The organism is Metapseudomonas boanensis (assembly GCF_042232855.1).
Taxonomy (GTDB): domain Bacteria; phylum Pseudomonadota; class Gammaproteobacteria; order Pseudomonadales; family Pseudomonadaceae; genus Metapseudomonas; species Metapseudomonas boanensis.
The window spans coordinates 216,014-242,311 of sequence record NZ_CP113889.1 but is presented as its reverse complement, the minus strand read 5'-3'; the positions used below and the strand labels follow the sequence as shown (position 1 = coordinate 242,311).

Genomic DNA, 26,298 nt, shown 5'->3' with positions numbered 1-26,298 from the left:
GCAAAAAAAATGCATTTAAAGTGGGCGGACCTGATTTCCGCCCGATACCTCGTCACTCGGCGCGAAAGCGCAGCGTTTCCGACGGCAGGCAGCCGTAGCGGCGTTTGTATTCCTGGGCGAAGCGGCCGAGGTGGGCAAAACCCCATTTGAACGCCACGTCGGTGACCGACGCCTGGGGCTGGCTCGAGAGCTCCAGATGCACCTGCTCCAGGCGCAGGTTGCGCAGATAGGCCATCGGGCTGGTGTCGCAGAACTCGCGAAACCCGGCGAACAGGGTGCGCACGCTGACGCCGGCGTATTCGGCCAGTTGCTCGATCGTCAACGGCTCGTGGGCATGGGCGCGCATGTATTCCTCGGTGCGCCGGACGAAGTGCGGCGAGATGCTCCGTGGGCGGCCATCACCTTCCATGCGTTCACGGAAGTTGTGCGGCTGGCCGTAGATGAGCGCGTTGAGCAGCACCGACTCGAACTGCTTGAGCACCAGCGGCTGGTGGATAGGGTGCTGCGATTGAGCGATGGCGTCCACCAGCATTTCCAGCAACTGCAGGAAGTAGCGCCCGCCGGGGCTGCGCAGGTCCAGCTCAGGGCTGAACTCCAGGGCCTTGTCCGGGACATACCCCAGATGCTGTGCGCAGTGGTGGCGCATCTCGCTCTGGTCGATGCGCAGCGCCAGCTGCGGCGCGTCGGCCTCCCAGCGCATCCACAGCGGCAGGTCAGGGGAAATCAGCGAGGCCAATTCCGGGGTCGAGATGAAGCTGTGGCCGCCGCACTTGATGCGGGCGCGCCCCTGAATGGGCACCTGCACCAGGTAGAAGGATTCGAGCCGGCCGGGATCGATATCCACAGTGGTGCCGTACTCCAGACGGTTCAGCGACAGGCGTCCGCGGGAAACATGGTGCATGCGGGCGCTGACCCGCTCGCCAGGGCGCAGCGGGGACAGATCGTGCGGCTTGAAGACGCCGCCGACGCCCTCGCGGATCGCGTTCAGGTCGTTGAGCAGGAACAGTTGGTTCTGCGGCGTGAACAAGGGTGTTCTGAGAAAACGGTTGCCGCCGTCCCCCGGGGTCGGTTCCTGGCTCATCGGTTCACCTCACTCGCAATGCACGTTATCAAGGCAGGGCGCGCGGTTGTGGAGCGGGGTAACTGCAGGATCTGGATAGTCCTTGCAGTTACCGGATAACACCGCACGCCTGCCTGTTTCTTTTTGTACCCTCGCCGGGGTCTGGTGAATGAAGCAGCAAGAGCCGCGCCAGGCTACCTCAACTCTGCATGCCCGCGCTCCATCGGAGGGGGGCTGTAGGAGCGAGCTTGCTCGCGAAGGGCCGTGCGCACGATTCGCCAGCAAGCTGGCTCCTACAGGACGGCACCGGCCTTAAAAAAACACCTGCCGAAATTTCCTGCATGTAGCGGACGCTGTTTGCAGCAAGCGGATAGTGAGCCCGGCACCGTGCGCGGAAGATCGCCTCCAACGTTCCCCCAACCGTTGGAGGCATCTCATGAAAGGCCGTTATGTCAGCGTTCCGGCAGCGTCCGGTGAACAATTCCAGGCCTACCTGGCGACCTCGGTGGACGGCCGTGGGCCGGGCATCGTCCTGTGCCAGGAAATCTTCGGCGTCAACCAGGCGATGCGCGATGTCGCCGACCTGCTGGCCGAAGAGGGCTACACCGTGCTGGTGCCGGACCTCTACTGGCGACAGGAGCGAGGCGTCGATCTGGGCTACACCGAGGCCGACTTCGGCCGCGCTTTCGCCCTCTATCAAGGCTTCAATGAAGCGCTAGGCGTCGACGATATCCGCAGCAGTCTCCAGGCCCTGAAGGCCTTGGACGAATGCAGCGCCGGCGAACTGGGCGTGGTCGGTTACTGCCTGGGCGGCAAGCTAGCCTACCTGGCAGGCTGCCGCCTGCCGGAATTGGCCTGCGCGGTGGGTTACTACGGCGTCGGCATCGAACACGCGCTGCAGGAAGCCGAAGGGCTGCAGGGCCGTCGACTGGTGCTGCACCTGGCCGAACTGGACGCCTACTGCCCGGTCGAGGCCCGTGCTGCGATCGTCGAAGGACTGGGGCGTCTGCCGGGCGTCGAGCTGTACGTCTATCCGGGCGTCGACCATGCCTTCGCCCGTCCGCAAGGCGACCACTACAACAAGCCCGCCGCTTTGCTGGCCCACGAACGCAGCATCGCCGCATTGCGCCGTACCCTCGGCCCGGACTACAACCTCTCCGACCTCTGGGAAGAGCATGTCCGCCACGAGTTCGACACCCGCGACGTGCCCGCCACGATGGCCACTATGGTCGCCGATCCCTACGTCAATCACATCCCGACGATGACCGGCGGGGTGGGCTACCGCGAGCTGAGCCGTTTCTACCAGCATCATTTCGTCCACAACAACCCGAAGGACATGGCGTTGACGCCCATCTCGCGCACGGTTGGCGCCTCGCAGATCGTCGACGAATTCATCATGACCTTCACCCACGACAGCGAGATCGACTGGATGCTGCCGGGCGTCGCCCCCACCGGCAAGCGCGTCGAGATCCCCATGCTCGGGGTAGTGAAGTTCCGCGGACCCAAGCTCTACCACGAACACATCTACTGGGATCAGGCCAGCGTGCTGGTGCAGATCGGCCTGCTCGACCCCACCGGCTTACCCGTCGCCGGGCGCGAGACCGCACAGAAGCTGCTCGACGAGAGCCTGCCGTCCAACACCCTGATGCCGAGCTGGGCCTCCAGCGCCGACAAGTCCTGCTGAGGAGCCGCCCATGTCCCGCAATCCTGATAAGGCGGCCATCGTCAGCGGTGGCGCCACGCTGATCGGCTGCGCCGTCGCCCGTGCCCTGATCGATGCCGGCTATCGCGTTGCCCTGTTCGACATCGACCGCGAGGGCGGCCAGCAAGCTGTCGCCGAACTGGGCGAAAGAGCGGTGTTCTTCCCCGTCGACATCACTGATGACGCCCGCGTAGCCGATGCCGTGGAGGAGGTTCGGGCCTGCTTCGGTGGCATCGACACGCTGATCAACCTGGCCTGCACTTATGGCGACGAAGGCTTTGCTTCCGGCCGCCAGGACTGGCTGCAGGCGCTGGATGTGAACCTGGTGTCGGCTGTGGTGCTGACCCAGGCCGTGCATGCCGACCTCAAGGCGCGCGGTGGCTGCATCGTCAACTTCACCTCCATCTCGGCCAAGTGCGCGCAGACCGGCCGCTGGCTCTACCCGGTGTCCAAGGCGGCGATGCTGCAGCTGACCCGCAGCATGGCCATGGACCTGGCCGCCGATGGTATCCGGGTCAACTCGGTGTCGCCGGGCTGGACCTGGTCGCGGGTGATCAGCGAAGTCGCCAGCGGCGACCGTGCCAAGGCTGATGCCGTGGCAGCGTCCTACCACTTGTTGGGGCGCCTCGGCGACCCGGCCGAGGTGGCCAACGTGGTGGCCTTCCTCTGCTCGCCGGCCGCCAGCTTCGTCACCGGCGCGGATTACGCCGTCGATGGCGGCTACTCGGTGATGGGCCCGGAACAGAACCTGCCTGCCATCCCGCGTCTGGCCGAGTGAGCGGCCACCCATGAAAAGACTTTTGCAAAGCCTGTTCGGCGCCCGCCTTGCGCCACAGTCCCAACCGTCGCCTGTCAGGAGAACAAGAATGCGTCGAATCGCCATCGTCGGAGCCGGCCAAGCCGGCCTGCAACTGGCCCTTGGTCTGCTCGCCAAGGGCTACCACGTGACCCTCACCACTAACCGCACGGGTGAGGAAATCCGCAACGGCAAGGTCATGTCCAGCCAGTGCATGTTCAATACCGCCCTGCAGACCGAGCGCGACCTGGGCCTGAACTTCTGGGAAGACGAATGCCCGGCGGTGGAAGGTATCGGCCTGACCGTGCCGCACCCGGAGAAGCCTGGCGAGCAGCTGTTCAGCTGGTCGGCGCGGCTGGAGCGCTACGCCCAGTCCGTCGACCAGCGGGTGAAGATGCCGGTGTGGATGGAGGAATTCAGCCGCCGCGGCGGCGAACTGGTGATCCAGGATGTCGGCCTACCGGAGCTGGAGCAGCTCGCCGCCAGCCATGACCTGGTGCTACTGGCCGCCGGCAAGGGCGAGATCGTCAACCTGTTCCCCCGCGATACCGAGCGCACCCGCTTCCAGCAGCCGCAGCGCGCCCTGGCGCTGACCTACGTGAAGGGCATGAAGCCCGTGTCGCCGTTCTCGCGGGTCGCCTTCAACCTGATTCCGGGCGTCGGCGAGTACTTCGTGTTCCCCGCCCTGACCACGACCGGCCCCTGCGAGATCATGGTTTTCGAAGGCGTCCCCGGCGGCCCGATGGACTGCTGGCAAGGCGTGCAAACCGCCGAGCAGCATCTGGACAAGAGCCTGGAGATTGTCCGCCGCTACCTGCCTTGGGAAGCCGAGCGTTGCCAGTCGCTGGAACTGACCGACGACAAGGGCTTCCTTGCCGGCCGCTTCACCCCGATGGTGCGCAAACCGGTGTTGGAGCTGCCGTCTGGCCGCCACGTCTTCGGCATGGCCGACGCCCTGGTGGTGAACGACCCGATCACCGGGCAAGGCTCCAACAATGCCGCCAAGTGCAGCAAGGTCTACCTCGACGCGATCCTCGCCCACGGCGACCAGGCCTTCAGCGACGGCTGGATGCGCCAGACCTTCGAGCGCTATTGGGACTATGCCCAGCACGTGGTGGGCTGGACCAACACCATGCTCCTGCCGCCACCACCGCACCTGCTTGAGCTGCTGGCCGCAGCCAGCCAGTCGCGTGCCCTGGCCTCGCTCATCACCAATGGCTTCGATGACCCGCGCAACTTCGCCCCCTGGTGGTTCGACGCCGACCAATGCCAGGCCCTGATCCAGAAGCTGAGCCGCCAGGCCGCCTGACGCACCGGAGAATCCCTATGAATGCCAGTACTCCCGCCCCGCGCTTCGATGAACTGGTCAGTGCCCAGGACAGCGATCCGCGCGCGCTGCGCAACCTGCTCGGCCAGTTCGCCACCGGCGTCACCGTCATCACCACCCAGGGGGCCGACGGCCGCAATGTGGGCATGACCGCCAACTCTTTTTCCTCGGTCTCCCTGGACCCGCCGCTGGTGCTCTGGAGCATCTCGCGCAGTGCGCCGAGCCTTGTGGACTTCCTCTCGGCCAGCCATTTCGCGATCAACGTGCTGGGCGCCGACCAGCACGGCCTCTCCGGGCATTTCGCCCGGGGCTCGGCAGACAAGTTCGCCGGCATCGCCTACCAGACGGGGGCCGGCGGCGTGCCAATCCTGGATGGCGTGATCGCCACCCTGGTGTGCCGCAACCTCACGCAGTACGAAGGTGGCGACCACCTGATCTTCCTCGGCCAGATCGAGCAATACCGACACAGCGGCGGAGAACCGCTGGTCTTCCATGCCGGCCAGTACCGGGTTGCCGCGGCGCACCCGGCCCTTGGCCAGTAACGCTGCCTCCCGCCTTGCGTAAGGGAACTCACCATGACAAGAACGATAAGAACGTTGCAGCTGTGTTTGATCGGAACCGGCCTGCTTGGAGGGCAGGCCGCCCAGGCCTATGACCTGCCAGTGGTCAACCTGGGGCTTACCACCTTCCTCGACGGCGGCTTGCCGGCGGGACCTGGCTGGTACATCCAGCAGTACTTCCAGGACTATCGCGCCGACCACCTGCGCGACCAGCACGGCAAGGACCTGCCGTTACCCAACCAGGAGCTGGATTACCAGGTGGCCGTGACCCAGCTCAGCTACCTCTCCAACCTGCGTCTGGGCAACGCCAGCCTCGGCCTGAATGCTGTGTTGCCGGTGGTCACCAGCATGGATGTCGATGACGGCCTGGACAACGCAGTGCTCAAGGCTCAGAGCGGGGTAGGGGACCTGCTGATCGGCCCTTTCATCCAGTTCGACCCGATCATGGGTGAGGACGGGCCACGCTTCGTTCACCGCATCGAACTGCAGGTGAACCTGCCGACCGGCAAGTACGATGATGACCACGCCATCAACCCCGGCGCCAATGCCTGGTCGTTCAACCCGTATTGGGCGGCGACCTACTGGTTCACGCCGAAGTGGACCGCATCGATCCGCGCGCACTACCTGTACAACGGCAAGAACGACGACCCGAACTACAGCTACGGCAGTGCCGATGACATCCAGGCCGGGCAGGCGGTGCATGCCAACCTGGCCACCGAGTACGCGGTGACGCCGCAGCTGCGCCTGGGCCTGAACGGCTACTGGTTGAATCAGTTCACCGACACGAAGATCGACGGCCACGAAGTGTCCGGGCGGCGGGAAAAAGTCTGGGCCATCGGACCAGGAGCGATGTACAGCTTCTCCCAGGAAGACCATCTGTTCGTGAATGCGTATTTCGAGCAGGACGTGGAGAACCGACCGGAAGGCTCGCGGGTGCAGGTGCGGTACGTGCACCACTTCTGATTCGCAAGGACCACCTCTCAGGGTTGTCCCTTGGCCTGCCGCTTGCGGTGGGCCTTTTTTGTGGATGGCCGATCCCTGGCCACGGGTGTCTGAATGTAGGAGCGAGCTTGCTCGCGAAGAGGCGGACGCCATTCGCCAGCAAGCGGGCTCCTACAAGGTGACCACTATCAACGCGCCGCCAATACCACCCCACGGCACTCGCCGAAGCCGATCGACGCATAGCCATCGCGCTGGCAGCGGGCGCGCAGGATCACTTCGTCGCCGTCCTCCAGGAAGGTGCGTTTCTCGCCGTTCGGCAGGGTCAGCGCCTCTTTTCCGCCGAAGGTGCTCTCCAGCAGGCTGCCGAAGGCATCCGGCTGCGGGCCGGAGAGGGTGCCGGAACCGAACAGGTCACCCGCTTGCAGCTTGCAACCGCCAACGCTGTGGTGGGCGACCATCTGGGCCACGGTCCAATACATGTTCAGCGTGTTGCTCAAGGCCAGACGGTGGGGCGCCAAGCCCTGTTCGCGCATGTCGGCGGTGAGCAGCAGCACTTCCAGTTCGATGTCGAAGGCGCCGGTAGCCTGGTCGGCATCGTCCAGCAGGTAGGGCAGCGGCTGCGGGTCGCCTTCCGGACGGGCCGGCTGGGCCTTGCGGAAGGGCTCCAGGGCTTCGGCGGTCACTACCCAGGGCGATACGCTGGTGCCGAAGTTCTTCGCCAGGAACGGGCCCAGCGGCTGGTATTCCCAAGCCTGCACGTCGCGCGCGGACCAGTCGTTGAGCAGGCAGTATCCGGCAATGTGATCCTGGGCCTCGCCGATGGCGATGGAGTCGCCCATCGCGTTGCCCTGGCCGATCCAGATGCCCAGTTCCAGTTCGTAGTCCAGGCGTTTGCTCGGGCCAAAGTTCGGCTCGGTCTGGCCCGGTGGCATTGTCTGGCCGATGGGGCGGCGTACCGGCGTGCCGGAAACACAGACGGTGGAGGCGCGACCGTGGTAACCGATCGGTACGTACTTGTAGTTCGGCAGCAGCGGGTTATCCGGGCGGAACAGCCGACCGACGTTGTTGGCGTGGTGGATGCCCACGTAGAAGTCGGTGTAGTCGCCGACATGCGCCGGGAGGTGCAGCTGGCAGGTCGCCATGGACGGCAGCAGGGCCTGGCCCATGGCCTCGAGGCGCTCCTGGGCGGGGCTACCTTCGGCCAGCAGCTCCTGCAGTTGCGCGCGCAGGGCGCGGCGGGCGGAGGTGCCGAGGGCGAAGAAGGCGTTGAGGCTGTCGCCACAGGCCGATTGTGCCGCGTCGGCGGCTTCACCGCTGAACAGGCCGGCATCGCAGGCGACCTTCAGGTCGAAGATCGCATCACCTATGGCCACGCCGCCACGGGGCGAGGCGCCATGCGGGCTGAAGATGCCCAGCGGCAGGTTCTGCAGGGGAAAGTCGGGGTGGCCGTTGGCGGAGGTGATCCAGCTACGGCGATTATCTGCTTGAGTCATGGGTTCAGTTCCTACCTTTGTCGAAGGTTTTGGCCATGCCTGCCCAGCAGGCATCGTAGTCGGCTTGCAGTTGCGGGCATTCGAGCGCGTATTGGCTCGGCCGCAGGACGCTGCAGGTCTCGAACATGAAGGCCATGGTGTTGTCGATCTTGTGCGGCTTGAGTTCCACCGCGATGGCCTGCGTGGTGGTGGCGTTGTCCGGCCCGTGGGCGCTCATGCAGTTGTGCAGCGAAGCGCCGCCCGGGGCGAAGCCCTCGGCCTTGGCATCATAGGCGCCCTGGATCAGGCCCATGAACTCGTTCATCAGGTTGCGGTGGAACCACGGTGGACGGAAGGTGTTCTCGGCCACCATCCAGCGCGGCGGGAAGATCACGAAGTCCACGTTGGCCTGGCCCGGCGTACCGCTGGGCGAGGTCAGCACCGTGAAGATCGACGGGTCCGGATGGTCGTAGCTGACAGTGCCGATGGTGTTGAAGCGGCGCAGGTCGTATTTGTACGGCACGTTATTGCCGTGCCAGGCGACCACGTCCAGCGGCGAGTGGTCAAGCGTGGTGGCCCAGAGCTCGCCGAGGAACTTCTGCACGAGTTCAACCGGCGCATTGACGTCTTCGTAGTGGGCCACCGGAGCGAGGAAGTCGCGCGGGTTGGCCAGTCCGTTGCTGCCGATCGGGCCGAGATCGGGCAGGCGCAACGCGCAGCCGTGGTTCTCGCAGATGTAGCCGCGGGCGCTGGAGTCCAGCAGCTCGACGCGGAACTTCATGCCGCGCGGGATCACTGCTATTTCCAGCGGTTCGACATCGAGGATGCCGAGCTCGGTGACCAGGCGCAGGCGCCCCTGCTCGGGGACGATCAGCCATTCGCCATCGGCGTTGAAGAACACCCGCTGCATCGAGACGTTGGCGCGATACAGGTGCACGCTGACGCCCGAGGCCTGCTCGGCATCGCTGGTGGCGGCGATGGTGAGTAGGCCGTCAATGAAGTCAGTGCGCTCGGCGGGAATATCCTGCGGGTTCCAGCGCAGGCGGTTGGGCGTGATCGGGCCCAGGCGGTTGCCAGCGATCTGGCGCTCCAGGCGCTCATATTTCGGGTGGTTGGCCGAGGGCTTGATGCGATACAGCCAGGTGCGGCGTGCCTCGCTGCGGGGCACGGTGAAGGCGGTACCGGAGAGCAGCTCTGTGTACAGGCCATAGGGGACCTGTTGCGGCGAGTTCTGACCGACGGGCAGGGCGCCGGGCAGCGCTTCGCTGCTGAACCCGTTATTGAAGCCGGAAAGATAGATGAGCGGTGCGGGCGTTTGGGGGGAGACCATGGTGACCTCTCTGTTTTTGTAATTTAATTACGCATAACGTAATTTGAAAGCCCCAAAGGGTCAAGCTATAACAGCGCCCTTCATCTCCAACCAAGGCCAGGTCATGACGAGCGAAAACGACAGCGCGAGCGCCCCACGGCGGCAGAAGGTGCAGGCTGCGGAAGTCGGCACCGACATCCTCAAGGGGCTCGCCGAACTGGCGCCGGCCACTTCCCTGTCGAAGCTGGCCGAGCACGTCGGCATGCCGGCGAGCAAGGTACACCGCTACTTGCAGGCGCTGATCGCCAGTGGCTTCGCAGAACAGGACGCCACTACCAATCACTATGGCCTCGGCCGCGAGGCACTGCTGGTGGGCCTGGCCGCCATCGGTCGGCTGGATGTGGTGAAGGTGTCCATGCCGCACCTGGTGGAATTGCGCGATGCACTGAACGAGACCTGCTTCCTCGCCGTCTGGGGTAACAAGGGGCCGACCGTGGTGCATGTGGAACAGGCGCTGCGCGCAGTCACGCTGGTGACCCAGGTGGGTTCGGTATTGCCGCTGCTGGGCTCATCCACCGGCCTGGTATTCAACACTTTCCTGCCTGAAGCGGAAACCGCGCCCCTGCGTGATGAAGAGCTGGCTGCAGGCCTGGCACCGAGCGCTGCCGAGTTGCAGGAGCAGATGGCTAAGATTCGTGCGACCGGGCTGCACCCCGTACAGGGCTTGTTGATGCCGGGGGTGAATGCCGTGTCGGCGCCGCTGTTCGCGACCGGCCACAAGCTGGCAGGGGTGATTACCGTAGTGGGCGCGGCCAGCGCCTTTCGCGCGGACACCCAGGGTTCTGCGGCCGAGCGACTGCACCAGACCGCCCTGGCTATCAGCGAGCGCATGGGCGGCAAGATGCCGGATTGACGAGGTCCCCACCCCAAAAAAAGAAACCCGGCATCAGCCGGGTTCTTTTTAGAACTCGAAACCTCAATCGGTGCTCAGCACACCACGGCGGATCTGGTCGCGCTCGATCGACTCGAAGAGCGCCTTGAAGTTGCCTTCGCCGAAGCCGTCATCGCCCTTGCGCTGGATGAACTCAAAGAACACCGGGCCCATCAGGGTTTCCGAGAAGATCTGCAGCAGCAGGCGCTTGTTGCCACCTTCGGAGGTACCGTCCAGCAGGATGCCGCGTGCCTGCAGCTCCCTTTCCGGCTCGCCATGGTCCGGCAGGCGGCCTTCGAGCATTTCGTAGTAGGTGTCCGGCGGCGGAGTCATGAAGCGCATGCCGCGAGCCTTCAGGTCATCCCAGGTCTTGATTAGGTCGTCGGTGAAGAAGGCCACGTGCTGGATGCCTTCGCCGTTGAACTGCATCAGGAATTCTTCGATCTGTCCGGCGCCCTTGGACGATTCCTCGTTCAGCGGGATGCGGATCATGCCATCTGGCGCGGTCATGGCCTTGGAGGTCAGGCCGGTGTACTCGCCCTTGATGTCGAAGTAGCGGATCTCGCGGAAGTTGAACAGCTTCTCGTAGAAGTCCGCCCAGTAGGCCATGCGGCCGCGGTACACGTTGTGGGTCAGGTGGTCGATGAGTTTCAGGCCAGCCCCTTTGGGGTGACGGTCGACGCCTTCGATGAACTCGAAGTCGATGTCGTAGATCGAGGAGCCTTCACCGAAGCGGTCGATCAGGTACAGCGGCGCACCGCCGATGCCCTTGATCGCTGGCAGGCGCAGTTCCATTGGGCCGGTGGGGATTTCGATCGGTTGGGCGCCCAGCTCCAGCGCGCGAGCGTAGGCCTGGTGGGCGTTCTTCACGCGGAAGGCCATGCCGCAGACCGACGGGCCGTGCTCGGCGGCAAAATAGGACGCCAAGCTCTTGGGCTCGTTGTTGAGAATCAGGTTGATCTCACCCTGGCGATACAGGTGCACGTCTTTCGAGCGGTGGGTGGCGACCTTGGTGAAGCCCATCATGGCGAAGATAGGCTCCAGGGTATTCGGGGTGGGTGATGCGAACTCGATGAATTCGAAGCCCATCAGGCCCATTGGGTTTTCAAAGATATCAGCCATTTTCGGCACCTCAGCATGTATTGAAAGTTATAGGTCAATGCGAGGTGGGCTGTGGCGGCGCGCAGGAAATACCGCGCACGCTGCGTGCGAGGTGATCGCCGATGGTGACCTTGAAGGCGAGCGTTTGCATATTGGGCTCAGGCCGGCTTGTCGGCTTGCTGATCGGGGTGCGCCTGGCTGAATGCCGGGTGCTCCAATGCCAGTCGTTCGACACGGGTAATCTTGGGGTAGTGCGCGAGATCCAGCCCGAAGCGACGAGCGGCATAGATTTGCGGCAGCAGGTAGACGTCGGCGAGGCCCGGTTCGCCGAAGCAGAAACCGTCATTCCCGATCAGCGCTTCGACGGCGTTGAAACCTTCGCCGATCCAGTGGCGAATCCACGCCATGACGTCGGTCTCGTCGACCTTCAGGCCGCGCAGGCGGTTGAGCACGGCGACGTTGTGCAGCGGATGGATGTCGCAGCCGATGATAGCTGCCACCGCACGCTGGCGGGCCCGGTCTTCGAAGCCTGCGGGCAGCAGGGCGGGCTGGGGATAACGTTCTTCGAGGTATTCGATGATGGCAGGCGATTGGGTCAGCACCTGATCTTCGTCGGTGCGCAGGCTGGGCACGCGGCCCTGCGGGTTGATCGCCTTGTATTCGGGCTTTAGCTGCTGGCCGCCGTCCTGGATGAGGTTCACCGGAATGTGCCGGGCCTCCAACCCCTTCAGCGCCAGGACGATACGCACCCGGTACGACGAGGTGGAGCGGTAATAGGTGTAGAGATCCATGGCAATCACTCGCGGAGGCTGCAGGTGGTCTGGCGGTGAGGGCCAGTCGCTTGCATTATTATTTTCGTAATTAATTTACACTTTGCGTAATCTGCGGTGTGCGGCCTGGACTGTCAAGCAGGATCATCGACACACGCCCCCCTGTGCTGGCCATCCTCGCGTCGGCTGAAGCCTCGAGCGAGCTCGCCAATGCGCTGAGCTCGAGATTCGCCAGCAAGCTGGCTCCTACAGGGGCCGTCGAGGGACATAGGTTCCGTTGTAGGAGCGAGTTTGCTCGCGAAGGGGCGGACAGGTGTAAAGCCTTTGCTCCCCGCATTACAACTGTAACGGCGGACCCTTTACAGAAAAGCCTCCAACTAACCTGGATTTCGCTTTATAAGAATAAAAAATGTAGTTAAAACAAAGGCTTGAATAAATTTCGTGCAATTGGCACGCAAGCTGCTCCCTGGCTATCGAGGGGCCGAAAAAAGGCCCCGCAAACGATAACAACGAACGCTGGTCACACCTGTCCCCACCTTGCAGCTGTGCCGGCAATAGCCTGGAGCTCTGCCATGCATGACTCACCTCCCCTGGGCGCCTCCCTCAGCCGCAGGCGCTTCATCAGCCTGTCGGGCCAGTCCCTGCTGGTGCTGGGTGCCACCGCCGTCACCAGCCAGTTGATCCCCGTCACCCTGCTTGCCAACGAGGCGTTGCCCGACCTGCCTGCCGGCCTGCTGTGCATGGGCCGCGATATCTACCCCCACGACCGCCTGGGCGACATGCATTACGCCACGCCGCTGGCCGAACTGGTCGGCAAACAGCCGAAGTTGATCAAGGACGGCCTGAAGGCCCTCCAAGCCCGTGCTCGCGAACGCCATGGCAAGGCTTTCGAGGCGATTGCCAGCGAGGACGACCGCGTCGCTTTGCTGCGTGAGATCGAGACCGACCCCTTCTTCCGCGAAGTGCGTAGCGCGCTGATGTTCGGCCTCTACGACAACACTGCGCTGTTCTCGCTGTTCGGCTACGAGGGCTCCTCGGTGGAGAAGGGCGGCTACCTCGCGCGCGGCTTCAACGACATCGACTGGCTCTGACCCGTCCTTCTTCGCAGCTCCACCTATTCCAACAATGAGGGTTAACCCCATGGCAGCGAAATTCTCTCAGGACGACGGCGACGTCGTCGTCATCATCGGCTCGGGCGCCGGTGGCGGCACCCTGGCCCATGCCCTGGCCCGGCAAGGCATCCGCACCGTGGTGCTGGAGGCCGGCAAGCGCTATGAGATGTCCGACATCGAGAACGATGAATGGGCCATGTTCAACAAGATCTCCTGGCTCGACAAACGCATCGCCACCGGTGGCTGGGACGTGGCCCGCAACCACCCGAACCTGCCGGCCTGGATCGTCAAGGCGGTCGGCGGCAGTTCCGTGCACTGGGCGGGCGTAGCCCTGCGCTTTCGCGATTTCGAATTCCGCATGCGCACCGAGAACGGCGATATCAAGGGCGCCAACATGCTCGACTGGCCGCTCAGCTATGAGGAACTGGAGCCCTGGTACGTCAAGGCCGAGCAGCACATGGGCGTGACCGGCCCGAGCACCGGCATGCCGTACCACCAGTGGCACAACTCCTTCAAGGTCTTGGCCACCGGCGCCCAGCGCGTCGGCTACAAGGAAATCCAGTCCGGACCGATGGCGATCAACACCCAGCCCTACGACGGCAGGCCCGGATGCATGCAGATCGGCTTCTGCATGCAGGGCTGCCGCATCGGCGCCAAGTGGTCGACGCTCTACACCGACATCCCCCGTGCCGAGGCCACCGGCAATTGTGAGGTGCGCCCGCAGAGCATGGCGCTGCGCATTGAGCACGACGCCCGTGGCAGGGTCAGCGCGGTGGTCTACGCCGACGCCCAGGGTCGCCAGCAGCGGCAGAAGGCGCGGGTGGTGTGCGTGGCCGGCAATTCCATCGAGTCTCCGCGCCTGCTGCTCAATTCCGAGTCGTCGATGTTCAAGGACGGCCTGGCCAACTCCTCCGGCCAGGTCGGGCGCAATTACATGTGCCACACCACCGCCGGCATCTACGCGGTGATGCCCAAGCCGGTGCACATGTACCGCGGCACTACCTGCGCCGGGATCATCTCCGACGAGTCCTACAACAATACCTCGCGCGGCTTCGTCGGCGGCTACCGGCTGGAAATCCTCTCCCTCGGTCTGCCGTTCATGTCCGCCTTCCTCGACCCGACCCCGCAGGGCTGGGGCCGTGGCTTCACCGCGAAGATGGAGCGCTACGACCACATGTCCGGCGTGTGGTTGTGCGGCGAGGACCTGCCCATGGAGAGCAACCGCATCACCCTCCATGGCACCGAGAAGGACCAGTACGGCCTGCCCATCCCGGTGGTGCACAAGGACGACCACGCCTTCGACAACGCCATGCGCGACCACGGCGTGGAGCAGACCCGCAAGTGCTACGAGGCAGTCGGCGCCACCGAGGTCATCCGCCTTCCGTCCTACCCGGCCAGCCACAACATGGGCACCAACCGCATGAGCGCCAAGGCCGCCGACGGCGTGGTGAACAAGTGGGGCCAGAGCCATGACATCCCCAACCTGTTCGTCTCCGACGGCAGCCAGTTCACCACCAGCGGCGGGCAGAACCCGACCCTGACCATCGTCGCCCTGGCCCTGCGCCAGGCCGAACACATCGGCTCGCTGCTCAACCAGCGCGCTATCTGATCCCCACAAGGAGCCGATCCCATGACCGTACCGAGCAACGCGCAGCGACTCTGGATGTTCGAGCAGATGCTCGTCAGCCGCTATCTGGAAGAGTCCATCGAGCGCATCTACATGGAAGGCAAGACCCCGGTCTTCAACATGGCCAACGGGCCGATCCCCGGCGAGATGCACCTGTCCAACGGCCAGGAGCCTTGCGCCGTGGGCGTCTGCTCCCACCTGACGGCTGATGACATCGTCACCGCCACCCACCGACCACACCACGTCGCCGTCGCCAAGGGCGTCGACCTGGACGCAATGGTCGCCGAAATATTCGGCAAGAAGACTGGCCTCTCCGGCGGTCGGGGCGGCCACATGCATCTGTTCGACCCACGGGTGAATTTCTGCTGCTCCGGGATCATTGCCCAGGGCATGGGCCCAGCAGTCGGCGCGGCACTGTCGCGGCAAATGCAAGGCAAGCCCGGCGTCGCGGTGGCCTACATCGGCGAAGGCGCGGCAAATCAGGGCGCCTTCCACGAGACGCTGAACCTGGCCGCACTGTGGAAGCTGCCGGTGGTCTTCGTCATCGAGGACAACGCCTGGGGCATCTCCGTGGCCAAGCAGTCTTCCACCGCCATCGAGCGCAACTACCTGCGCGCAGCGGCCTACGGGATGCCCGGAGTGTTCGTCCCCGGCAATGACGCCGACGCCATCTTCGCCGCAGCGGATGAGGCCATCGCCCGTGCCCGTGCCGGCGAAGGGCCGAGCCTGATCGAAATCGAAACCCACCGCCTGGCCGGCCACTTCATGGGCGACGGCGAGACCTATCGCCCGGCCGGCGAGAAGGAAGCCTTGCTGCAGAAAGATCCGATCCCCGCGTACCGCCAGCGTCTGCTGGAGCTGGGCGTGTTGGACGAAATCACCGCCGCCGGCATCGACGAGCGCGCCCGTGGCCGGGTCGACGCTGCGGTGCGCTTTGCCCGTGACAGCGAGTACCCGGCGCCGGAAGAGGCCATGGACAAGGTGTTCGTCTGATCGACGCCAGACATAACAACAAGAGGGTTATCGAGATGAGCCAGAAGCTGACGATGAAGGCCGCCGTATGGCACGGGCGCAAGGACATCCGCCTGGAGGAGGTGCCCTTGCCGGGCAACCCCCAGCCCGGCTGGGCGCAGATCCGCGTCCACTGGTGCGGTATCTGCGGTTCCGACCTGCACGAGTACCTGGCCGGGCCGGTGTTCATTCCCACCGACAGCGCCCATCCGCTGACCGGCATCCAGGGACAGTGCATCCTCGGCCATGAGTTCTGCGGTGAGATCGTCGCTCTCGGCGAGGGCGTAAGCGGGTTCCAGCCCGGCGACCTGGTGGCCGCCGACGCCTGCCAGCACTGCGGCAAGTGCTGGTACTGCCAGCAGGGCCAGTACAACCTCTGCGAGAACCTCGCCTTCACCGGGCTGATGAACAACGGCGCCTTCGCCGAACTGGTCAATGTCCCGGCCAACCTGCTGTACCGCCTTCCGGCCAACTTTCCCAGCGAGGCCGGCGCGCTGATCGAGCCGCTGGCGGTGGGCATGCACGCCGTGAAGAAGGCCGGCAGTCTGCTCGGCCAGACCGTGGTGGTGGTCGGTGCCGGCACCATCGGCCTGTGCACCATCATGTGTGCCCGGGCCGCTGGTGCCTCGCGCATCATCGCCCTGGAGATGTCCTCGGCACGCAAGCGCAAGGCCCTGGAGGTGGGCGCCACCGAGGTCATCGACCCCAGCCAGTGCGATGCCATCGCCGCCGTGCGCGAGCGGACCGATGGCTACGGTGCGGCAGTGTCCTTCGAGTGCATCGGCCACAAGGCCACCGCCAAGCTGGCCATCGATGTGGTCCGCAAGGCCGGCCGCTGCGTGATGGTCGGCATCTTCGAGGAGCCCAGCGAGTTCAACTTCTTCGAAATCGTCGCCACCGAGAAGCAGGTCATCGGCGCGCTGGCCTACAACGGCGAATTCGCCGATGTCATCGCGCTGATTGCCGACGGCCGACTGGACGTGACCCCGCTGATCACCGGGCGGATCGAGCTGGAGCACATCCTCGAACAGGGTTTCGAGGAGCTGGTGAACAACAAGGATCAGAACGTGAAGATCATCGTCAGGCCCGCCGTATCCGGCACTGAGCCTGTCGCTGCCTGTCACTGACCCCTAATCGACAGAGGAATTACGACAATGTCCGCAGCGATCAAAGAAAGAAAACTGACCGTGGCTCGCGCCATGGCCGAAGCGGTGGCCCAGGAAATGCGCCTCGATCCGCGCGTGTTCGTGATGGGCGAAGACATCGGCCAGCTTGGCGGGGTGTTCGGCAACACCCGTGGCCTGCATGAAGAGTTCGGCAGCGCGCGCATCCGCGACACGCCGATCTCCGAAACCGCCTTCATCGGCGCCGCCGTGGGTGCGGCCTCGGACGGCATGCGGCCGATCGTCGAGCTGATGTTCGTCGACTTCTTCGGCGTGTGCATGGACGCCATCTACAACCTGATGGCGAAGAACACCTACTTCTCCGGCGGCAAGGTCAGCGTGCCGATGGTGCTGATGGCCTCCACCGGCGCCGGTTATTCCGATGCCGGGCAGCACTCGCAGTGCCTCTACGGTACCTTCGCCCATCTTCCGGGCATGAAGGTAGTGGTGCCGAGCAACGCTTACGACGCCAAGGGGCTGATGACCGCCGCCATCCGCGACGACAACCCGGTGATCTACCTGTTCCACAAGGCCCTGCAAGGCATGGGCTGGCTGGGCACCGAGAAGGGCGCCACCGTGGCCGTGCCCGAGGATCCGTACACCGTGGAGATCGGCAAGGCGAAGACGGTGCGCGAAGGCCGCGACGTCAGCATCGTCAGCCTCGGCGCAGGTGTGCACCACGCGCTGCGTGCCGCCCAGCAGCTGGAACAGCAGGGCGTCAGTGCCGAGGTGGTGGACCTGCGCAGCCTGGTACCGCTGGATCGCGAACACGTCATCGCTTCGGTGCGCAAGACCGGCCGCCTGATCGTCGTCGACGAGGACTACCACAGCTTCGGCGTCAGCGGCGAAATCATCGCCAGCGTCGTCGAGCACGACATCGGCATGCTCAAGGCACGCCCGCAGCGGGTGGCCTTCCCCGATATCCCGATTCCCTTCACGCCGCCCATGGAGCAGTGGGCGCTGCCATCCGCCGCGAAGATCGTCGCGGCCTACCTGAACCTGAAGAACGAGGAGTAAACCATGTCGACCCCAATCGTGATTGCCGATGACCTCTGGGAAGGTGACGCCGAAGCGGTGATCACCTCCTGGCTGGTCAGTGATGGTGCCGAAGTCGCCCAGGGCGACCTGGTCGCCGAGATCATGTCCGAGAAGGCCCAGTTCGAGATCGAAGCCCCGGCAGCCGGCGTGCTGAAAATCCTCGAGGAAGAAGACGCGGTGGTCGCCAAGGGCGCGACCATCGCCCAAGTGGAGTGACCCATGGGACAGATGCAAACGCCGCAGGCAGCCGAAAACAGCACGCTGCCGCTCAAGGGCATGCGCAAGATGATCGCGGCGAAGATGAGCGAGAGCCTGCAGACCGCCGCGCAGCTCACCCACCACGCCGAGTGCGAACTCACCGCCCTCCAGGCCCGCCGTGCGCGCCTGAAGGCGGCGGGCAGCCAGGCTTCGTTGCAGGACCTGCTGCTGCACGAGATCGTCGCCACGCTGAAGGCCCACCCGGACCTCAACGCCACCTTGCAGGACAACCTGATCACCCGCCACGCGGCGGTTCATCTGGGCCTGGCCATCCCGCTGCCGGATGACCTGCTGGTGGCCCCGGCGCTGTTCGATGCCGACCAACTCGATCTGGAGGGACTGGCCAGAGCGCGCCGGGCCCTGGTCGAGAAGGCCCAGGCGGGAAAGCTCTCGGTCAAGGAACTGACCGGGGCCACCGTCACCGTGTCCAACCTGGGGCTGTCGCGGGTGCGCTTCTTCACGCCGATCCTCAACGTGCCGCAGGTGGCCATCATCGGCATCGGCGGCACTCAGCGGCGGTTGCAGCGTGAGGCGGATGGTTCGCTGGTGGAGCGCGAGTTCATCGGCCTGTCGCTGACCTTCGACCATCGCGCGGTGAATGGCGCGCCGGCGGCGGAGTTCCTCGACGACCTGTGCCGGCGGCTCGAAGGAGACGAGCTGCCATGAGCCCGATCTGGCGGCTCAGCGTCGAAGCCGGTCTGGAGGCCGAGCGACAGTTGCTGGATGCCGTGCACACCGGGGAGGAGGAGCGGGGGCTGCTGTTCTGGCGCCCCTCCGATCGCGCGCTGGTGATGCCGCGTCGGTTTAGCCGATTGCCGGGTTTTCTGGTGGCGGACATCGGCTGCGCGGCCCTCGGATGGCCTATCGCCCTGCGCGATACCGGCGGCGAGCCCGTGCCGCAGTCACCGGCGGTCCTCAACGTAGCCCTGGCCTATGCGCTGCCGGTGGAAGACGACGAGCAGGCGCGGATAGAACATGCCTATCTGGGCCTCTGCGAGCCGATCTGCCAATGGTTGCGCGAGCTGGGCCTGGTCCCTGGTCTGGGCGAGGTGCCGGGTGCTTTCTGCGATGGTCGCTTCAACGTCACGCTCGGTCGGCGCAAGCTGGTGGGCACCGCCCAGCGCTGGCGCCGGCGGGCGGCCGGTGGTCGCCTGGTGGTGCTGGTCCACGGGGCGATCCTGCTGGAAGACGAGCGGGAGACCATGGTCGATGTGGTCAACCGCTTCTACCAGGGCTGCGGCCTGGACCAACGCTGCCGCGCGACGAGCCATGTGGCTCTGGATGAGTGGGTAACGTCGGTCTGGTCGGAGACAGCCAGCCTTGGGAGCTGCTTCGGGACGCCTCGGGAGTCCTGGCTACCGCCGGCGGGTGCGGGGAAAAGCCAGGCGCGTCTCGCGATCTGATTGCTGTTGGCTGGCTCACAGGCTCAGTTGCTCTGACTGTCTGCCTGTGAGCCCCCAGGAGTAGGCCGGGCGGCGCGCTGCTTCAGCCCACGATCGAACTCGCCGGTGGGCTGAAGTGTTTCTGGCGTGATTTCAGGGCGGCACGACCTGGCCATTGCTCAAGGTCGGTCCTCTTCGGATGGAAGGTGACGTTCCGTGGCGTCCTCCACGGACCTGCGGAAGCCTTTGATTGCCTCTCCCAGGTCGGAGCCCAAGTGCCGCAGGCGCTTGCCGCCAAACAGAACCAACACCACCAGCAGGATCACCGCCCAGTGTTTCCAGTCAAAGATGCCCATGCATGTCTCTCCTATAGGGATAAGGCGCCTGTCTGCCCATGAGCCTGCTGGTCGGCATGGTACGAGGAACGTACCAAGGGGCCTGCGGCGACGTTCTTGAAGCCCATCTCAGCGCCCTGCTCGGCGAACCAGGCAAAGGTGTCGGGATGCACGAAGCGCTGCACCGGCAGGTGGTTGCGCGACGGCTGCAGGTACTGGCCGAGGGTGAGCATGTCGATCTCGTGCTCGCGCATGCGCTGCATGACCTCGATCACTTCCTCGTCGGTCTCGCCCAGGCCGAGCATCAGCCCGGACTTGGTCGGCACGTGCGGCACGCGCTGCTTGAAGTTCTGCAAGAGGTCCAGCGACCACTCGAAGTCCGAGCCCGGACGCGCCGCCTTGTACAGGCGCGGCACGGTTTCCAGGTTGTGGTTGAACACATCCGGCGGCTCCTGCTCGGTGATCGCCAGGGCTACATCCATGCGCCCGCGATAGTCCGGCACCAGGGTTTCCAGTTGGATGCCCGGAGACAGCTTGCGGATTTCCCGCAGGCAGTCGACGAAGTGCTGGGCACCGCCGTCGCGCAGGTCGTCGCGGTCCACCGAGGTGATCACCACGTACTTCAGGCGCAGGTCGGCGATGGCCACCGCGAGGTTCTTTGGCTCGTCCGCATCCAGCGGCTTCGGCCGGCCGTGGCCGACGTCGCAGAAGGGGCAGCGACGGGTGCAGATGTCGCCCATGATCATGAAGGTCGCGGTGCCGCCGGAGAAGCACTCGCCCAGGTTCGGGCAGGAGGCTTCTTCGCAGACGCTGTGCAGCTTGTGCTTGCGCAGCAGTTGCTTGATGCGGTCCACCTCGGGGGACACCGGGATACGTACGCGGATCCAATCCGGCTTCTTCGGCTGCGCTTCAGTCGGAATGATTTTCACCGGGATGCGTGCGACCTTCTCGGCGCCGCGTAGCTTCACGCCGGTTTCGACCTTGCCCGGCTTCGCGGTCGTGTGTTGAGACTCCACATGTTTCTCCGATGGGTTAAAGGGATTCATGGGGATCTCAGCAACAACCGGGCCAGTTCCCAGAAGTACGTGATATCGGGACTTCAGCCGCGATCCGGGCATGTCCAAAGCGCTTTACACCTGTAAGCGCCTTTACAGGTTGGTGGACGTGATTGGAGAGGTAATCTAAACAAAATCAATAGCTTGGCGAGTGGCATTGGTTGTGCTGGAGAGCAAGGGCGGCGCCGTGCGCTGCTCAATCTCTTACAACAACAATTCGTCTGGAGAGCTTCATGACTCAACATTGCCGTTCGAACGACAAGCTGCCTGGCATGCGCGGTATGCAGCATATCGGGATCACCGTGCCGAACCTGGCTGAAGCCGTTGCCTTCTTCGTCGATGTATTGGGCTGCGAGCCGTATTTCCGGTTCGGCGAGTTCCGTTTCGAGGACGATTGGATGGAGCGCCACCTCAATGTGCATCCACGGGCAACCATCCGGGACTTTCAGATGGTTCGCTGCGGCAATGGCACCAACCTGGAGATATTCGAGTACACAGCGCCAGACCAGAACCAGCGCTTGCCGCGCAACAGCGATATTGGCGGACACCATCTTGCGTTCTACGTCGATGACATGGAGGCGGCGGTGGCGTACCTGAAGTCTCGAGGTGTGCAGGTGCTGGATACCCCCTCGACCTTCACCGACGGGCCGGCGGCGGGGCTTACCTGGGTTTATTTCCTCGCGCCCTGGGGCTTGCAGCTAGAACTGGTCAGCTTCCCCGAAGGGATGCGCTACGCGGAGGATTCGCAGCGGCTGCTGTGGGATCCGCGCACACCCGATCGATAGTCGGTCGCTGTTGTCCGGTCCGAGCGATAGCGGCTCGGGTCGGGCTCAACGGCTTCCCAGGTCCTGCGCATGCAAGGGCGGTCGCTCAGCGTTCCTGGGCATTCGGCGTGACGATGTCGCAGTACCTCATTCACCGATACAGGGTTGGCTGTGCCGTGCGTGTTCGCGAGCCAGCCAGCTTCTGCTGATGATCGGCGGCAAACTTGACACCTCGCGTACCCGTACGAAGGTTTCCTTTAGCGCCGACTTCACCCGGCGGCGTCTCCTTCCACCCGGCAACCAGGAGCACGACCATGATCCGCAAGCTCGCACTTATCACTGGCGCCAGCCGTGGCCTCGGCAAAAGCATGGCGCAGCACCTGGCCGCCCAGGGCATCGACATCATCGGCACCTACCACAGCAAGCTGGAGGACGCGGAGTCCCTGAGTCGGGAGATCATCGACCTCGGTGGCCACGCGGCCATGCTCCAGCTGGACGTCAGCAAGAGCGCTACCTTCGACACCTTTGTTGCGACCCTTGGTCGGTTGCTGAAGAACGAATTCGGCCGCGACAACTTCGATTTCCTGGTGAACAACGCCGGCATTGGTATCCATGCCAGCTTTACCGAAACCACCGAGGAGCAGTTCGACCAACTGGTGAACGTCCAGCTGAAGGGCCCGTTCTTCCTGACCCAGAAGTTGCTGCCGCTGATCGCCGACGGTGGGCGCATCCTCAATGTCTCCACGGGCCTGACACGCTTTGCCTTGCCGGGCTACGCGGCCTACGCGGCGATGAAGGGCGGAATAGAAGTGCTCACCCGCTACCAGGCCAAGGAGCTGGGCGCACGCGGCATTGCGGTGAACGTGCTGGCTCCGGGGGCCATCGAGACCGACTTTGGCGGTGGCGTGGTGCGCGACAACGCGGAGGTGAATGCCTTCATCGCGGGCAACACGGCGCTGGGGCGTGTCGGCCAGCCGGAAGACATCGGGGCGGCGGTGGCCATGCTGCTCTCGGATGCCGGCCGCTGGATCAATGGCCAGCGGATCGAGGCATCGGGCGGGATGTTCCTCTGAGCAATGGGTAAAGCCCTCAGCCGAATTGGCGGAGGGCTGCTGTACCGGAGGGGCTTGCTTGAGGTGAGGCTCAGGCTGAGGCGTGGGCCAGATCGGCCAGGACGCCGATCAGGATGAGACGGAAACCAAGCAGGGTTTTTCGCATTGTTATTCTCCTGGTGGTTTGGATCGCTTCGGTTGGCACCGATGAATGTGTGCGCATCTGGAGCCTAGTCGACCCTTGGTGGATGTGCTGCGCCAGTTTCGCCACCGGGGCCAGGGCCGTATTCATTGTGGGGGCGAATTCATTCGCTGAGGGCAGCGCAGCTGCCCCTTGGGGGTTCCAGGGCAGGCCGGCGGCCTGCTTGGCGACTGAAGTCGCCCCCACAAGAACCACTGGGCCGGATCGTTAATGCTTGAACATCACATGGCGGACGGCGGTGTAGTCCTCCAGCCCGTACATGGACATGTCCTTGCCGTAGCCGGAATGCTTCACGCCGCCGTGGGGCATTTCGCTGGTCAGCATGAAATGAGTGTTGACCCAGGTGCAGCCGTACTGCAGGCGCGCGGACAGGCGGTGGGCGCGACCGACGTCGGCGGTCCATAGCGAGGAGGCGAGGCCGTAGTCGGAGTCGTTGGCCCAGGCCAGTACTTGTTCTTCGTCGTCGAATTCGGTGACCGAGACCACCGGGCCGAACACCTCGCGGCGGACGATTTCGTCGTCCTGACGGGCGCCGGCGAGCACGGTGGGCTGGAAGAAGAAGCCCGGACCGTCGACACGCTGACCGCCAGTGACCACCCGGATGTGCGGCAGGGCAGCGGCGCGCTGGACGAAGCCCTCGACGCGGGCGAGGTGCTGCTCGGTGATCAGCGGGCCGAGTTCGGTGCTCGGGTCGTCCTGCAGGCCAGGCTGGATGCTGGCCACGGCTTCGCCCAGTTTCGCCACGAAGCGCTCGTAGACGCCTCTCTGCACGTAGAGGCGGCAGGCGGCGGTGCAGTCCTGGCCGGCGTTGTAGAAGCCGAAGGTGCGGATGCCCTCGACGGCGGCGTCGATGTCGGCGTCGTCGAAGATGATCACCGGGGCCTTGCCACCCAGCTCCATGTGCATGCGCTTCACCGTGTCGGCGGTGCCGGCAATGATCCGCGAGCCGGTGGCGACCGAGCCGGTCAGCGACACCATGCGCACTTTCGGGTGGGTCACCAGCGGCTCGCCGACGCTGGGGCCGCGGCCGAACACCAGGTTGACCACGCCGGCGGGGAACAGCTCATTGATGAACTCGGCGAGTTTCAGCGCGGTCAGCGGGGTCTGCTCGGAGGGCTTGAGCACCACGGTGTTGCCGGCGGCGAGCGCCGGGCCGAGCTTCCAGGCGGCCATCATCAGCGGGTAGTTCCACGGCGCGATGGAGGCGACCACGCCGATCGGGTCGCGGCGGATCATCGAGGTGTGGCCGGGCAGGTACTCCCCGGCGGCAGAACCGCTCATGCAGCGGCTGGCGCCGGCGAAGAAGCGGAACACGTCGGCGATGGCCGGCAGTTCGTCGTTCAGCACTGCGTTGTAGGGCTTGCCGCAGTTGTTGGATTCCAGGCGGGCCAGCTCTTCGGCGTGGGCCTCGATGCGCTCGGCAAGCTTGAGCAGCAGGGCGGCGCGGTCCTTTGGCGGGGTCTGCGACCAGGCCGGGAAGGCAGCGTCGGCGGCCTGCACGGCGGCATCGACCTGGGCCGCGCTGGCCTCGGGGATTTCCACCAGGGCGGTGCCGAGGGCAGGGTTGAGCACGGCGAGGCCCGGGCCTTCGCCGGCGATGAGCTGGCCGTTGATCAGCAGTTTGGTTTGCATGGGTCAAGTCCTCGTTCGGTCTAGCCCCTCTCCCCTTGGGGGAGGGGGTGGGGTAAGGGATGGTTCGTGCTGTTCCGAGCTTCCCTCTCCCCCGGCCCCTCTCCTGGAGGGAGAGGGGAGAAGAGCAAGGGAGAGAGGGGGAGGGGCTTACTGTGCAGGCACGCCTGCTACAGCAGTGGCCTCGGCAGTCGGCTTGGAAAACTTCCAGGCGTCACCCGCTGGAGCGGTGCCCTTGTCGTACGGTTTGGCCAGCAGCATGTAGATGAAGCCGGCACCCATTACGACGACTGTGGTCAGGATCATCGAGTAGTTGATGTACCAGGCAGCGTCCGGACTGCGGGGCCAGACCATGTTGACGATGGCACCCACGCCGTAGACCAATGCAGCGATGTTCACCAGCGGGCCCCAGCCACCGAGGCTGAACTGTCCGCTCGGACGCCAGCCCTTGGCACGGGCGATGAGCGCCGCGATGACGATGAGCTGGAAGGCGACGTAGATGCCAATGGCGGCGAAGCCGACGATGGTGGCCACGGCATCGGCCATGAACAGGCCGAGGCAGACGATGGCGGCCGGAACGACACCACTCACCACCAGGGCTGCGGACGGCACGTGGTTGGCCGAGAGACGCTTGAGGATGGCGCTGCCGACGATCATCTCGTCACGGGCGTAGGCGAACAGCAGACGACTGGCAGCGGCTTGCAGGCTGAGAACGCAGGAGATGAAGGAGACCATCACCACGCCCATCACCAGTTTCGACCCCAGCGGGCCGAAAGCGTTGGAGAGGATGGTGGCAACCGGGTCGGTGTCTTCACCGGCTAGGACCTTCTGCATGTCCGGTACCGCGAGGATCAGCGCCAGGCAGGCGAACATGGCAGCAGCGCCACCGATGTAGATGGTCATGCGCATGGCCTTGGGGATGCGCTTGCCCGGATTCGGCGTTTCTTCGGCTACGTCACCGCAAGCCTCGAAGCCGTAGTACTGGAACAGACCAGCCAGGGAGGCGGCGAGGAAGGCTGGCAGGTAGGAACCGTTGACGTTCAGGTCGAAGGTGTCGAACAGCACGCTGAATGGCTGGTGACGCTCGAAGATCAGCAGGTAACCGCCGACCAGGATGGCGCCGACCAGCTCGCAGAGGAAGCCGAACATGGCCACCCGCGCCAGCAATTTGGTGCCCACCAGGTTCAGCGCGGTGGAGAGCAGGATCAGTCCCAGGGCGATGTAGATGTTGGCGTTGGAGTTGGACTCGAAGCCGAGCATGGCCGCGAGGTAAGGGCCGGCACCGACGGCAACGCCGGCGATGGTCGCGCATAGCGCCCAGGCATAGACCCAGCCCACCATCCACGCCCAGCGTTTGCCGACCAGGCGACGAGCCCAGGGGTAGACGCCACCGGAAATGGGGAACTGCGAAACCACTTCACCGAAGATCAGGCATACCAGTAATTGGCCGAGGCCGATCAGCAGGTAGGACCAGAACATCGGCGGGCCGCCTGCTGCCAGGCAGAGGCCGAACAGGGTATAGACGCCAACCACGGGCGACAGGTAGGTGAAACCGAGGGAGAAGTTTTCCCACAGGCTCATGCTGCGTTCGAAGTTGGAGCTGTAGCCAAGCGCCTTCAGCTGCTCGGCATCATGATCGAGCGTAGCGGTTGCACGCGCTGCAGATGACCCACTCATATTGTTTTTTCCTCGTTTGAATG

The 26,298-nt window shown here is 64.6% G+C and carries 25 protein-coding genes; 16 read left to right on the top strand and 9 right to left on the bottom strand.

The window, feature by feature from the left end; all coding sequences use genetic code 11:
• Positions 1-52: 52 nt before the first annotated feature.
• Positions 53-1,081 carry an AraC family transcriptional regulator gene (locus OXH74_RS01135; RefSeq protein ID WP_375739729.1) on the bottom strand — a complete coding sequence of 343 codons (1,029 nt, stop codon included), beginning with the start codon at positions 1,079-1,081 and terminating at the stop codon, positions 53-55.
• Between the two features lie 415 nt (positions 1,082-1,496).
• Here OXH74_RS01135 and OXH74_RS01130 point away from each other — a divergent pair, with 415 nt between their 5' ends.
• The 5 genes from OXH74_RS01130 to OXH74_RS01110 all read left to right on the top strand — a co-directional run bounded on the left by OXH74_RS01130 (position 1,497) and on the right by OXH74_RS01110 (position 6,408).
• Complete coding sequence (locus OXH74_RS01130; RefSeq protein ID WP_375739728.1) at positions 1,497-2,744, top strand: dienelactone hydrolase family protein; 1,248 nt, start codon at positions 1,497-1,499, stop codon at positions 2,742-2,744.
• Between the two features lie 10 nt (positions 2,745-2,754).
• Positions 2,755-3,540: an SDR family oxidoreductase gene (locus tag OXH74_RS01125; protein WP_375739727.1), complete on the top strand. Its 786-nt coding sequence runs from the start codon at positions 2,755-2,757 to the stop codon at positions 3,538-3,540.
• A gap of 88 nt (positions 3,541-3,628) precedes the next feature.
• Positions 3,629-4,867, top strand: coding sequence for a styrene monooxygenase/indole monooxygenase family protein (locus OXH74_RS01120; RefSeq protein WP_215373882.1), 1,239 nt, complete (start codon positions 3,629-3,631; stop codon positions 4,865-4,867).
• A 17-nt stretch (positions 4,868-4,884) separates the two neighbouring features.
• Positions 4,885-5,427, top strand: a complete 543-nt coding sequence (locus OXH74_RS01115) for a flavin reductase family protein (RefSeq protein ID WP_375739726.1) — start codon at positions 4,885-4,887, stop codon at positions 5,425-5,427.
• A 33-nt stretch (positions 5,428-5,460) separates the two neighbouring features.
• On the top strand, positions 5,461-6,408 hold the full coding sequence (locus OXH74_RS01110; protein WP_375739725.1) for a transporter: 948 nt from the start codon (positions 5,461-5,463) through the stop codon (positions 6,406-6,408).
• A 167-nt stretch (positions 6,409-6,575) separates the two neighbouring features.
• Here OXH74_RS01110 and fahA read toward each other — a convergent pair whose 3' ends face one another.
• Positions 6,576-7,880, bottom strand: a complete 1,305-nt coding sequence (gene fahA, locus OXH74_RS01105) for a fumarylacetoacetase (RefSeq protein ID WP_375739724.1) — start codon at positions 7,878-7,880, stop codon at positions 6,576-6,578.
• Between the two features lie 4 nt (positions 7,881-7,884).
• Positions 7,885-9,189, bottom strand: coding sequence for a homogentisate 1,2-dioxygenase (gene hmgA / locus OXH74_RS01100; RefSeq protein WP_375739723.1), 1,305 nt, complete (start codon positions 9,187-9,189; stop codon positions 7,885-7,887).
• A gap of 103 nt (positions 9,190-9,292) precedes the next feature.
• Between hmgA and OXH74_RS01095 the strand changes: the two genes are divergently transcribed.
• Complete coding sequence (locus tag OXH74_RS01095; RefSeq protein WP_375739722.1) at positions 9,293-10,081, top strand: IclR family transcriptional regulator; 789 nt, start codon at positions 9,293-9,295, stop codon at positions 10,079-10,081.
• A 63-nt stretch (positions 10,082-10,144) separates the two neighbouring features.
• Here OXH74_RS01095 and hppD read toward each other — a convergent pair whose 3' ends face one another.
• Both hppD and maiA read right to left on the bottom strand, forming a co-directional pair.
• Entirely contained in the window at positions 10,145-11,221 is a 1,077-nt protein-coding gene (gene hppD, locus OXH74_RS01090; RefSeq protein WP_375739721.1) for a 4-hydroxyphenylpyruvate dioxygenase, read from the bottom strand.
• A 137-nt stretch (positions 11,222-11,358) separates the two neighbouring features.
• Positions 11,359-11,991 carry a maleylacetoacetate isomerase gene (gene maiA / locus OXH74_RS01085; protein ID WP_375739720.1) on the bottom strand — a complete coding sequence of 211 codons (633 nt, stop codon included), beginning with the start codon at positions 11,989-11,991 and terminating at the stop codon, positions 11,359-11,361.
• A 551-nt stretch (positions 11,992-12,542) separates the two neighbouring features.
• On the opposite strand from maiA, the gene OXH74_RS01080 reads away from it, so the two are divergent.
• From OXH74_RS01080 to OXH74_RS01045, 8 genes are read left to right on the top strand one after another with little or no spacing between them, the layout of a single operon-like run.
• Entirely contained in the window at positions 12,543-13,061 is a 519-nt protein-coding gene (locus OXH74_RS01080; protein ID WP_375739719.1) for a transcriptional initiation protein Tat, read from the top strand.
• A 49-nt stretch (positions 13,062-13,110) separates the two neighbouring features.
• On the top strand, positions 13,111-14,691 hold the full coding sequence (locus OXH74_RS01075; protein ID WP_375739718.1) for a GMC family oxidoreductase: 1,581 nt from the start codon (positions 13,111-13,113) through the stop codon (positions 14,689-14,691).
• Positions 14,692-14,712: 21 nt separating this feature from the next.
• On the top strand, positions 14,713-15,702 hold the full coding sequence (locus OXH74_RS01070) for a thiamine pyrophosphate-dependent dehydrogenase E1 component subunit alpha (protein WP_375739717.1): 990 nt from the start codon (positions 14,713-14,715) through the stop codon (positions 15,700-15,702).
• Positions 15,703-15,755: 53 nt separating this feature from the next.
• Positions 15,756-16,847: a 2,3-butanediol dehydrogenase gene (locus tag OXH74_RS01065; RefSeq protein ID WP_375741696.1), complete on the top strand. Its 1,092-nt coding sequence runs from the start codon at positions 15,756-15,758 to the stop codon at positions 16,845-16,847.
• 27 nt (positions 16,848-16,874) lie between these two features.
• A complete protein-coding gene (locus OXH74_RS01060) occupies positions 16,875-17,900 on the top strand; it encodes an alpha-ketoacid dehydrogenase subunit beta (protein ID WP_375739716.1) in 1,026 nt (341 codons plus the stop codon).
• A gap of 3 nt (positions 17,901-17,903) precedes the next feature.
• Positions 17,904-18,137 (top strand): lipoyl domain-containing protein, encoded by a 234-nt coding sequence (locus OXH74_RS01055; RefSeq protein WP_215381685.1) that lies wholly within the window; start codon positions 17,904-17,906, stop codon positions 18,135-18,137.
• 3 nt (positions 18,138-18,140) lie between these two features.
• Positions 18,141-18,845 (top strand): 2-oxo acid dehydrogenase subunit E2, encoded by a 705-nt coding sequence (locus OXH74_RS01050; protein WP_215381687.1) that lies wholly within the window; start codon positions 18,141-18,143, stop codon positions 18,843-18,845.
• Complete coding sequence (locus OXH74_RS01045) at positions 18,842-19,582, top strand: biotin/lipoate A/B protein ligase family protein (RefSeq protein ID WP_375739715.1); 741 nt, start codon at positions 18,842-18,844, stop codon at positions 19,580-19,582. The genes OXH74_RS01050 and OXH74_RS01045 overlap by 4 nt, the downstream gene beginning before the upstream one ends.
• A gap of 158 nt (positions 19,583-19,740) precedes the next feature.
• Here the strand turns inward: OXH74_RS01045 and tatA are convergent, their stop codons facing one another.
• Both tatA and lipA read right to left on the bottom strand, forming a co-directional pair.
• Entirely contained in the window at positions 19,741-19,917 is a 177-nt protein-coding gene (gene tatA, locus OXH74_RS01040; RefSeq protein WP_215381690.1) for a twin-arginine translocase TatA/TatE family subunit, read from the bottom strand.
• A gap of 11 nt (positions 19,918-19,928) precedes the next feature.
• Entirely contained in the window at positions 19,929-20,942 is a 1,014-nt protein-coding gene (gene lipA / locus OXH74_RS01035) for a lipoyl synthase (protein ID WP_375739714.1), read from the bottom strand.
• A gap of 242 nt (positions 20,943-21,184) precedes the next feature.
• Here lipA and OXH74_RS01030 point away from each other — a divergent pair, with 242 nt between their 5' ends.
• Complete coding sequence (locus OXH74_RS01030; RefSeq protein WP_375739713.1) at positions 21,185-21,736, top strand: VOC family protein; 552 nt, start codon at positions 21,185-21,187, stop codon at positions 21,734-21,736.
• A gap of 293 nt (positions 21,737-22,029) precedes the next feature.
• Positions 22,030-22,788 (top strand): SDR family NAD(P)-dependent oxidoreductase, encoded by a 759-nt coding sequence (locus OXH74_RS01025; protein WP_375739712.1) that lies wholly within the window; start codon positions 22,030-22,032, stop codon positions 22,786-22,788.
• A gap of 388 nt (positions 22,789-23,176) precedes the next feature.
• Here the strand turns inward: OXH74_RS01025 and OXH74_RS01020 are convergent, their stop codons facing one another.
• Positions 23,177-24,601, bottom strand: a complete 1,425-nt coding sequence (locus OXH74_RS01020; RefSeq protein ID WP_375739711.1) for a gamma-aminobutyraldehyde dehydrogenase — start codon at positions 24,599-24,601, stop codon at positions 23,177-23,179.
• 147 nt (positions 24,602-24,748) lie between these two features.
• On the bottom strand, positions 24,749-26,275 hold the full coding sequence (locus OXH74_RS01015; protein WP_375739710.1) for an APC family permease: 1,527 nt from the start codon (positions 26,273-26,275) through the stop codon (positions 24,749-24,751).
• Between the last annotated feature and the right edge of the window lie 23 nt (positions 26,276-26,298).

What these genes read in the sequence shown, in the direction of transcription:
- OXH74_RS01135 (WP_375739729.1), bottom strand. Translation starts at nt 1,081, where the DNA reads ATGAGCCAGGAACCGACCCCGGGGGACGGCGGCAACCGTTTTCTCAGA.
- OXH74_RS01130 (WP_375739728.1), top strand. Translation starts at nt 1,497, where the DNA reads ATGAAAGGCCGTTATGTCAGCGTTCCGGCAGCGTCCGGTGAACAATTC.
- OXH74_RS01125 (WP_375739727.1), top strand. Translation starts at nt 2,755, where the DNA reads ATGTCCCGCAATCCTGATAAGGCGGCCATCGTCAGCGGTGGCGCCACG.
- OXH74_RS01120 (WP_215373882.1), top strand. Translation starts at nt 3,629, where the DNA reads ATGCGTCGAATCGCCATCGTCGGAGCCGGCCAAGCCGGCCTGCAACTG.
- OXH74_RS01115 (WP_375739726.1), top strand. Translation starts at nt 4,885, where the DNA reads ATGAATGCCAGTACTCCCGCCCCGCGCTTCGATGAACTGGTCAGTGCC.
- OXH74_RS01110 (WP_375739725.1), top strand. Translation starts at nt 5,461, where the DNA reads ATGACAAGAACGATAAGAACGTTGCAGCTGTGTTTGATCGGAACCGGC.
- fahA (WP_375739724.1), bottom strand. Translation starts at nt 7,880, where the DNA reads ATGACTCAAGCAGATAATCGCCGTAGCTGGATCACCTCCGCCAACGGC.
- hmgA (WP_375739723.1), bottom strand. Translation starts at nt 9,189, where the DNA reads ATGGTCTCCCCCCAAACGCCCGCACCGCTCATCTATCTTTCCGGCTTC.
- OXH74_RS01095 (WP_375739722.1), top strand. Translation starts at nt 9,293, where the DNA reads ATGACGAGCGAAAACGACAGCGCGAGCGCCCCACGGCGGCAGAAGGTG.
- hppD (WP_375739721.1), bottom strand. Translation starts at nt 11,221, where the DNA reads ATGGCTGATATCTTTGAAAACCCAATGGGCCTGATGGGCTTCGAATTC.
- maiA (WP_375739720.1), bottom strand. Translation starts at nt 11,991, where the DNA reads ATGGATCTCTACACCTATTACCGCTCCACCTCGTCGTACCGGGTGCGT.
- OXH74_RS01080 (WP_375739719.1), top strand. Translation starts at nt 12,543, where the DNA reads ATGCATGACTCACCTCCCCTGGGCGCCTCCCTCAGCCGCAGGCGCTTC.
- OXH74_RS01075 (WP_375739718.1), top strand. Translation starts at nt 13,111, where the DNA reads ATGGCAGCGAAATTCTCTCAGGACGACGGCGACGTCGTCGTCATCATC.
- OXH74_RS01070 (WP_375739717.1), top strand. Translation starts at nt 14,713, where the DNA reads ATGACCGTACCGAGCAACGCGCAGCGACTCTGGATGTTCGAGCAGATG.
- OXH74_RS01065 (WP_375741696.1), top strand. Translation starts at nt 15,756, where the DNA reads ATGAAGGCCGCCGTATGGCACGGGCGCAAGGACATCCGCCTGGAGGAG.
- OXH74_RS01060 (WP_375739716.1), top strand. Translation starts at nt 16,875, where the DNA reads ATGTCCGCAGCGATCAAAGAAAGAAAACTGACCGTGGCTCGCGCCATG.
- OXH74_RS01055 (WP_215381685.1), top strand. Translation starts at nt 17,904, where the DNA reads ATGTCGACCCCAATCGTGATTGCCGATGACCTCTGGGAAGGTGACGCC.
- OXH74_RS01050 (WP_215381687.1), top strand. Translation starts at nt 18,141, where the DNA reads ATGGGACAGATGCAAACGCCGCAGGCAGCCGAAAACAGCACGCTGCCG.
- OXH74_RS01045 (WP_375739715.1), top strand. Translation starts at nt 18,842, where the DNA reads ATGAGCCCGATCTGGCGGCTCAGCGTCGAAGCCGGTCTGGAGGCCGAG.
- tatA (WP_215381690.1), bottom strand. Translation starts at nt 19,917, where the DNA reads ATGGGCATCTTTGACTGGAAACACTGGGCGGTGATCCTGCTGGTGGTG.
- lipA (WP_375739714.1), bottom strand. Translation starts at nt 20,942, where the DNA reads ATGAATCCCTTTAACCCATCGGAGAAACATGTGGAGTCTCAACACACG.
- OXH74_RS01030 (WP_375739713.1), top strand. Translation starts at nt 21,185, where the DNA reads ATGACTCAACATTGCCGTTCGAACGACAAGCTGCCTGGCATGCGCGGT.
- OXH74_RS01025 (WP_375739712.1), top strand. Translation starts at nt 22,030, where the DNA reads ATGATCCGCAAGCTCGCACTTATCACTGGCGCCAGCCGTGGCCTCGGC.
- OXH74_RS01020 (WP_375739711.1), bottom strand. Translation starts at nt 24,601, where the DNA reads ATGCAAACCAAACTGCTGATCAACGGCCAGCTCATCGCCGGCGAAGGC.
- OXH74_RS01015 (WP_375739710.1), bottom strand. Translation starts at nt 26,275, where the DNA reads ATGAGTGGGTCATCTGCAGCGCGTGCAACCGCTACGCTCGATCATGAT.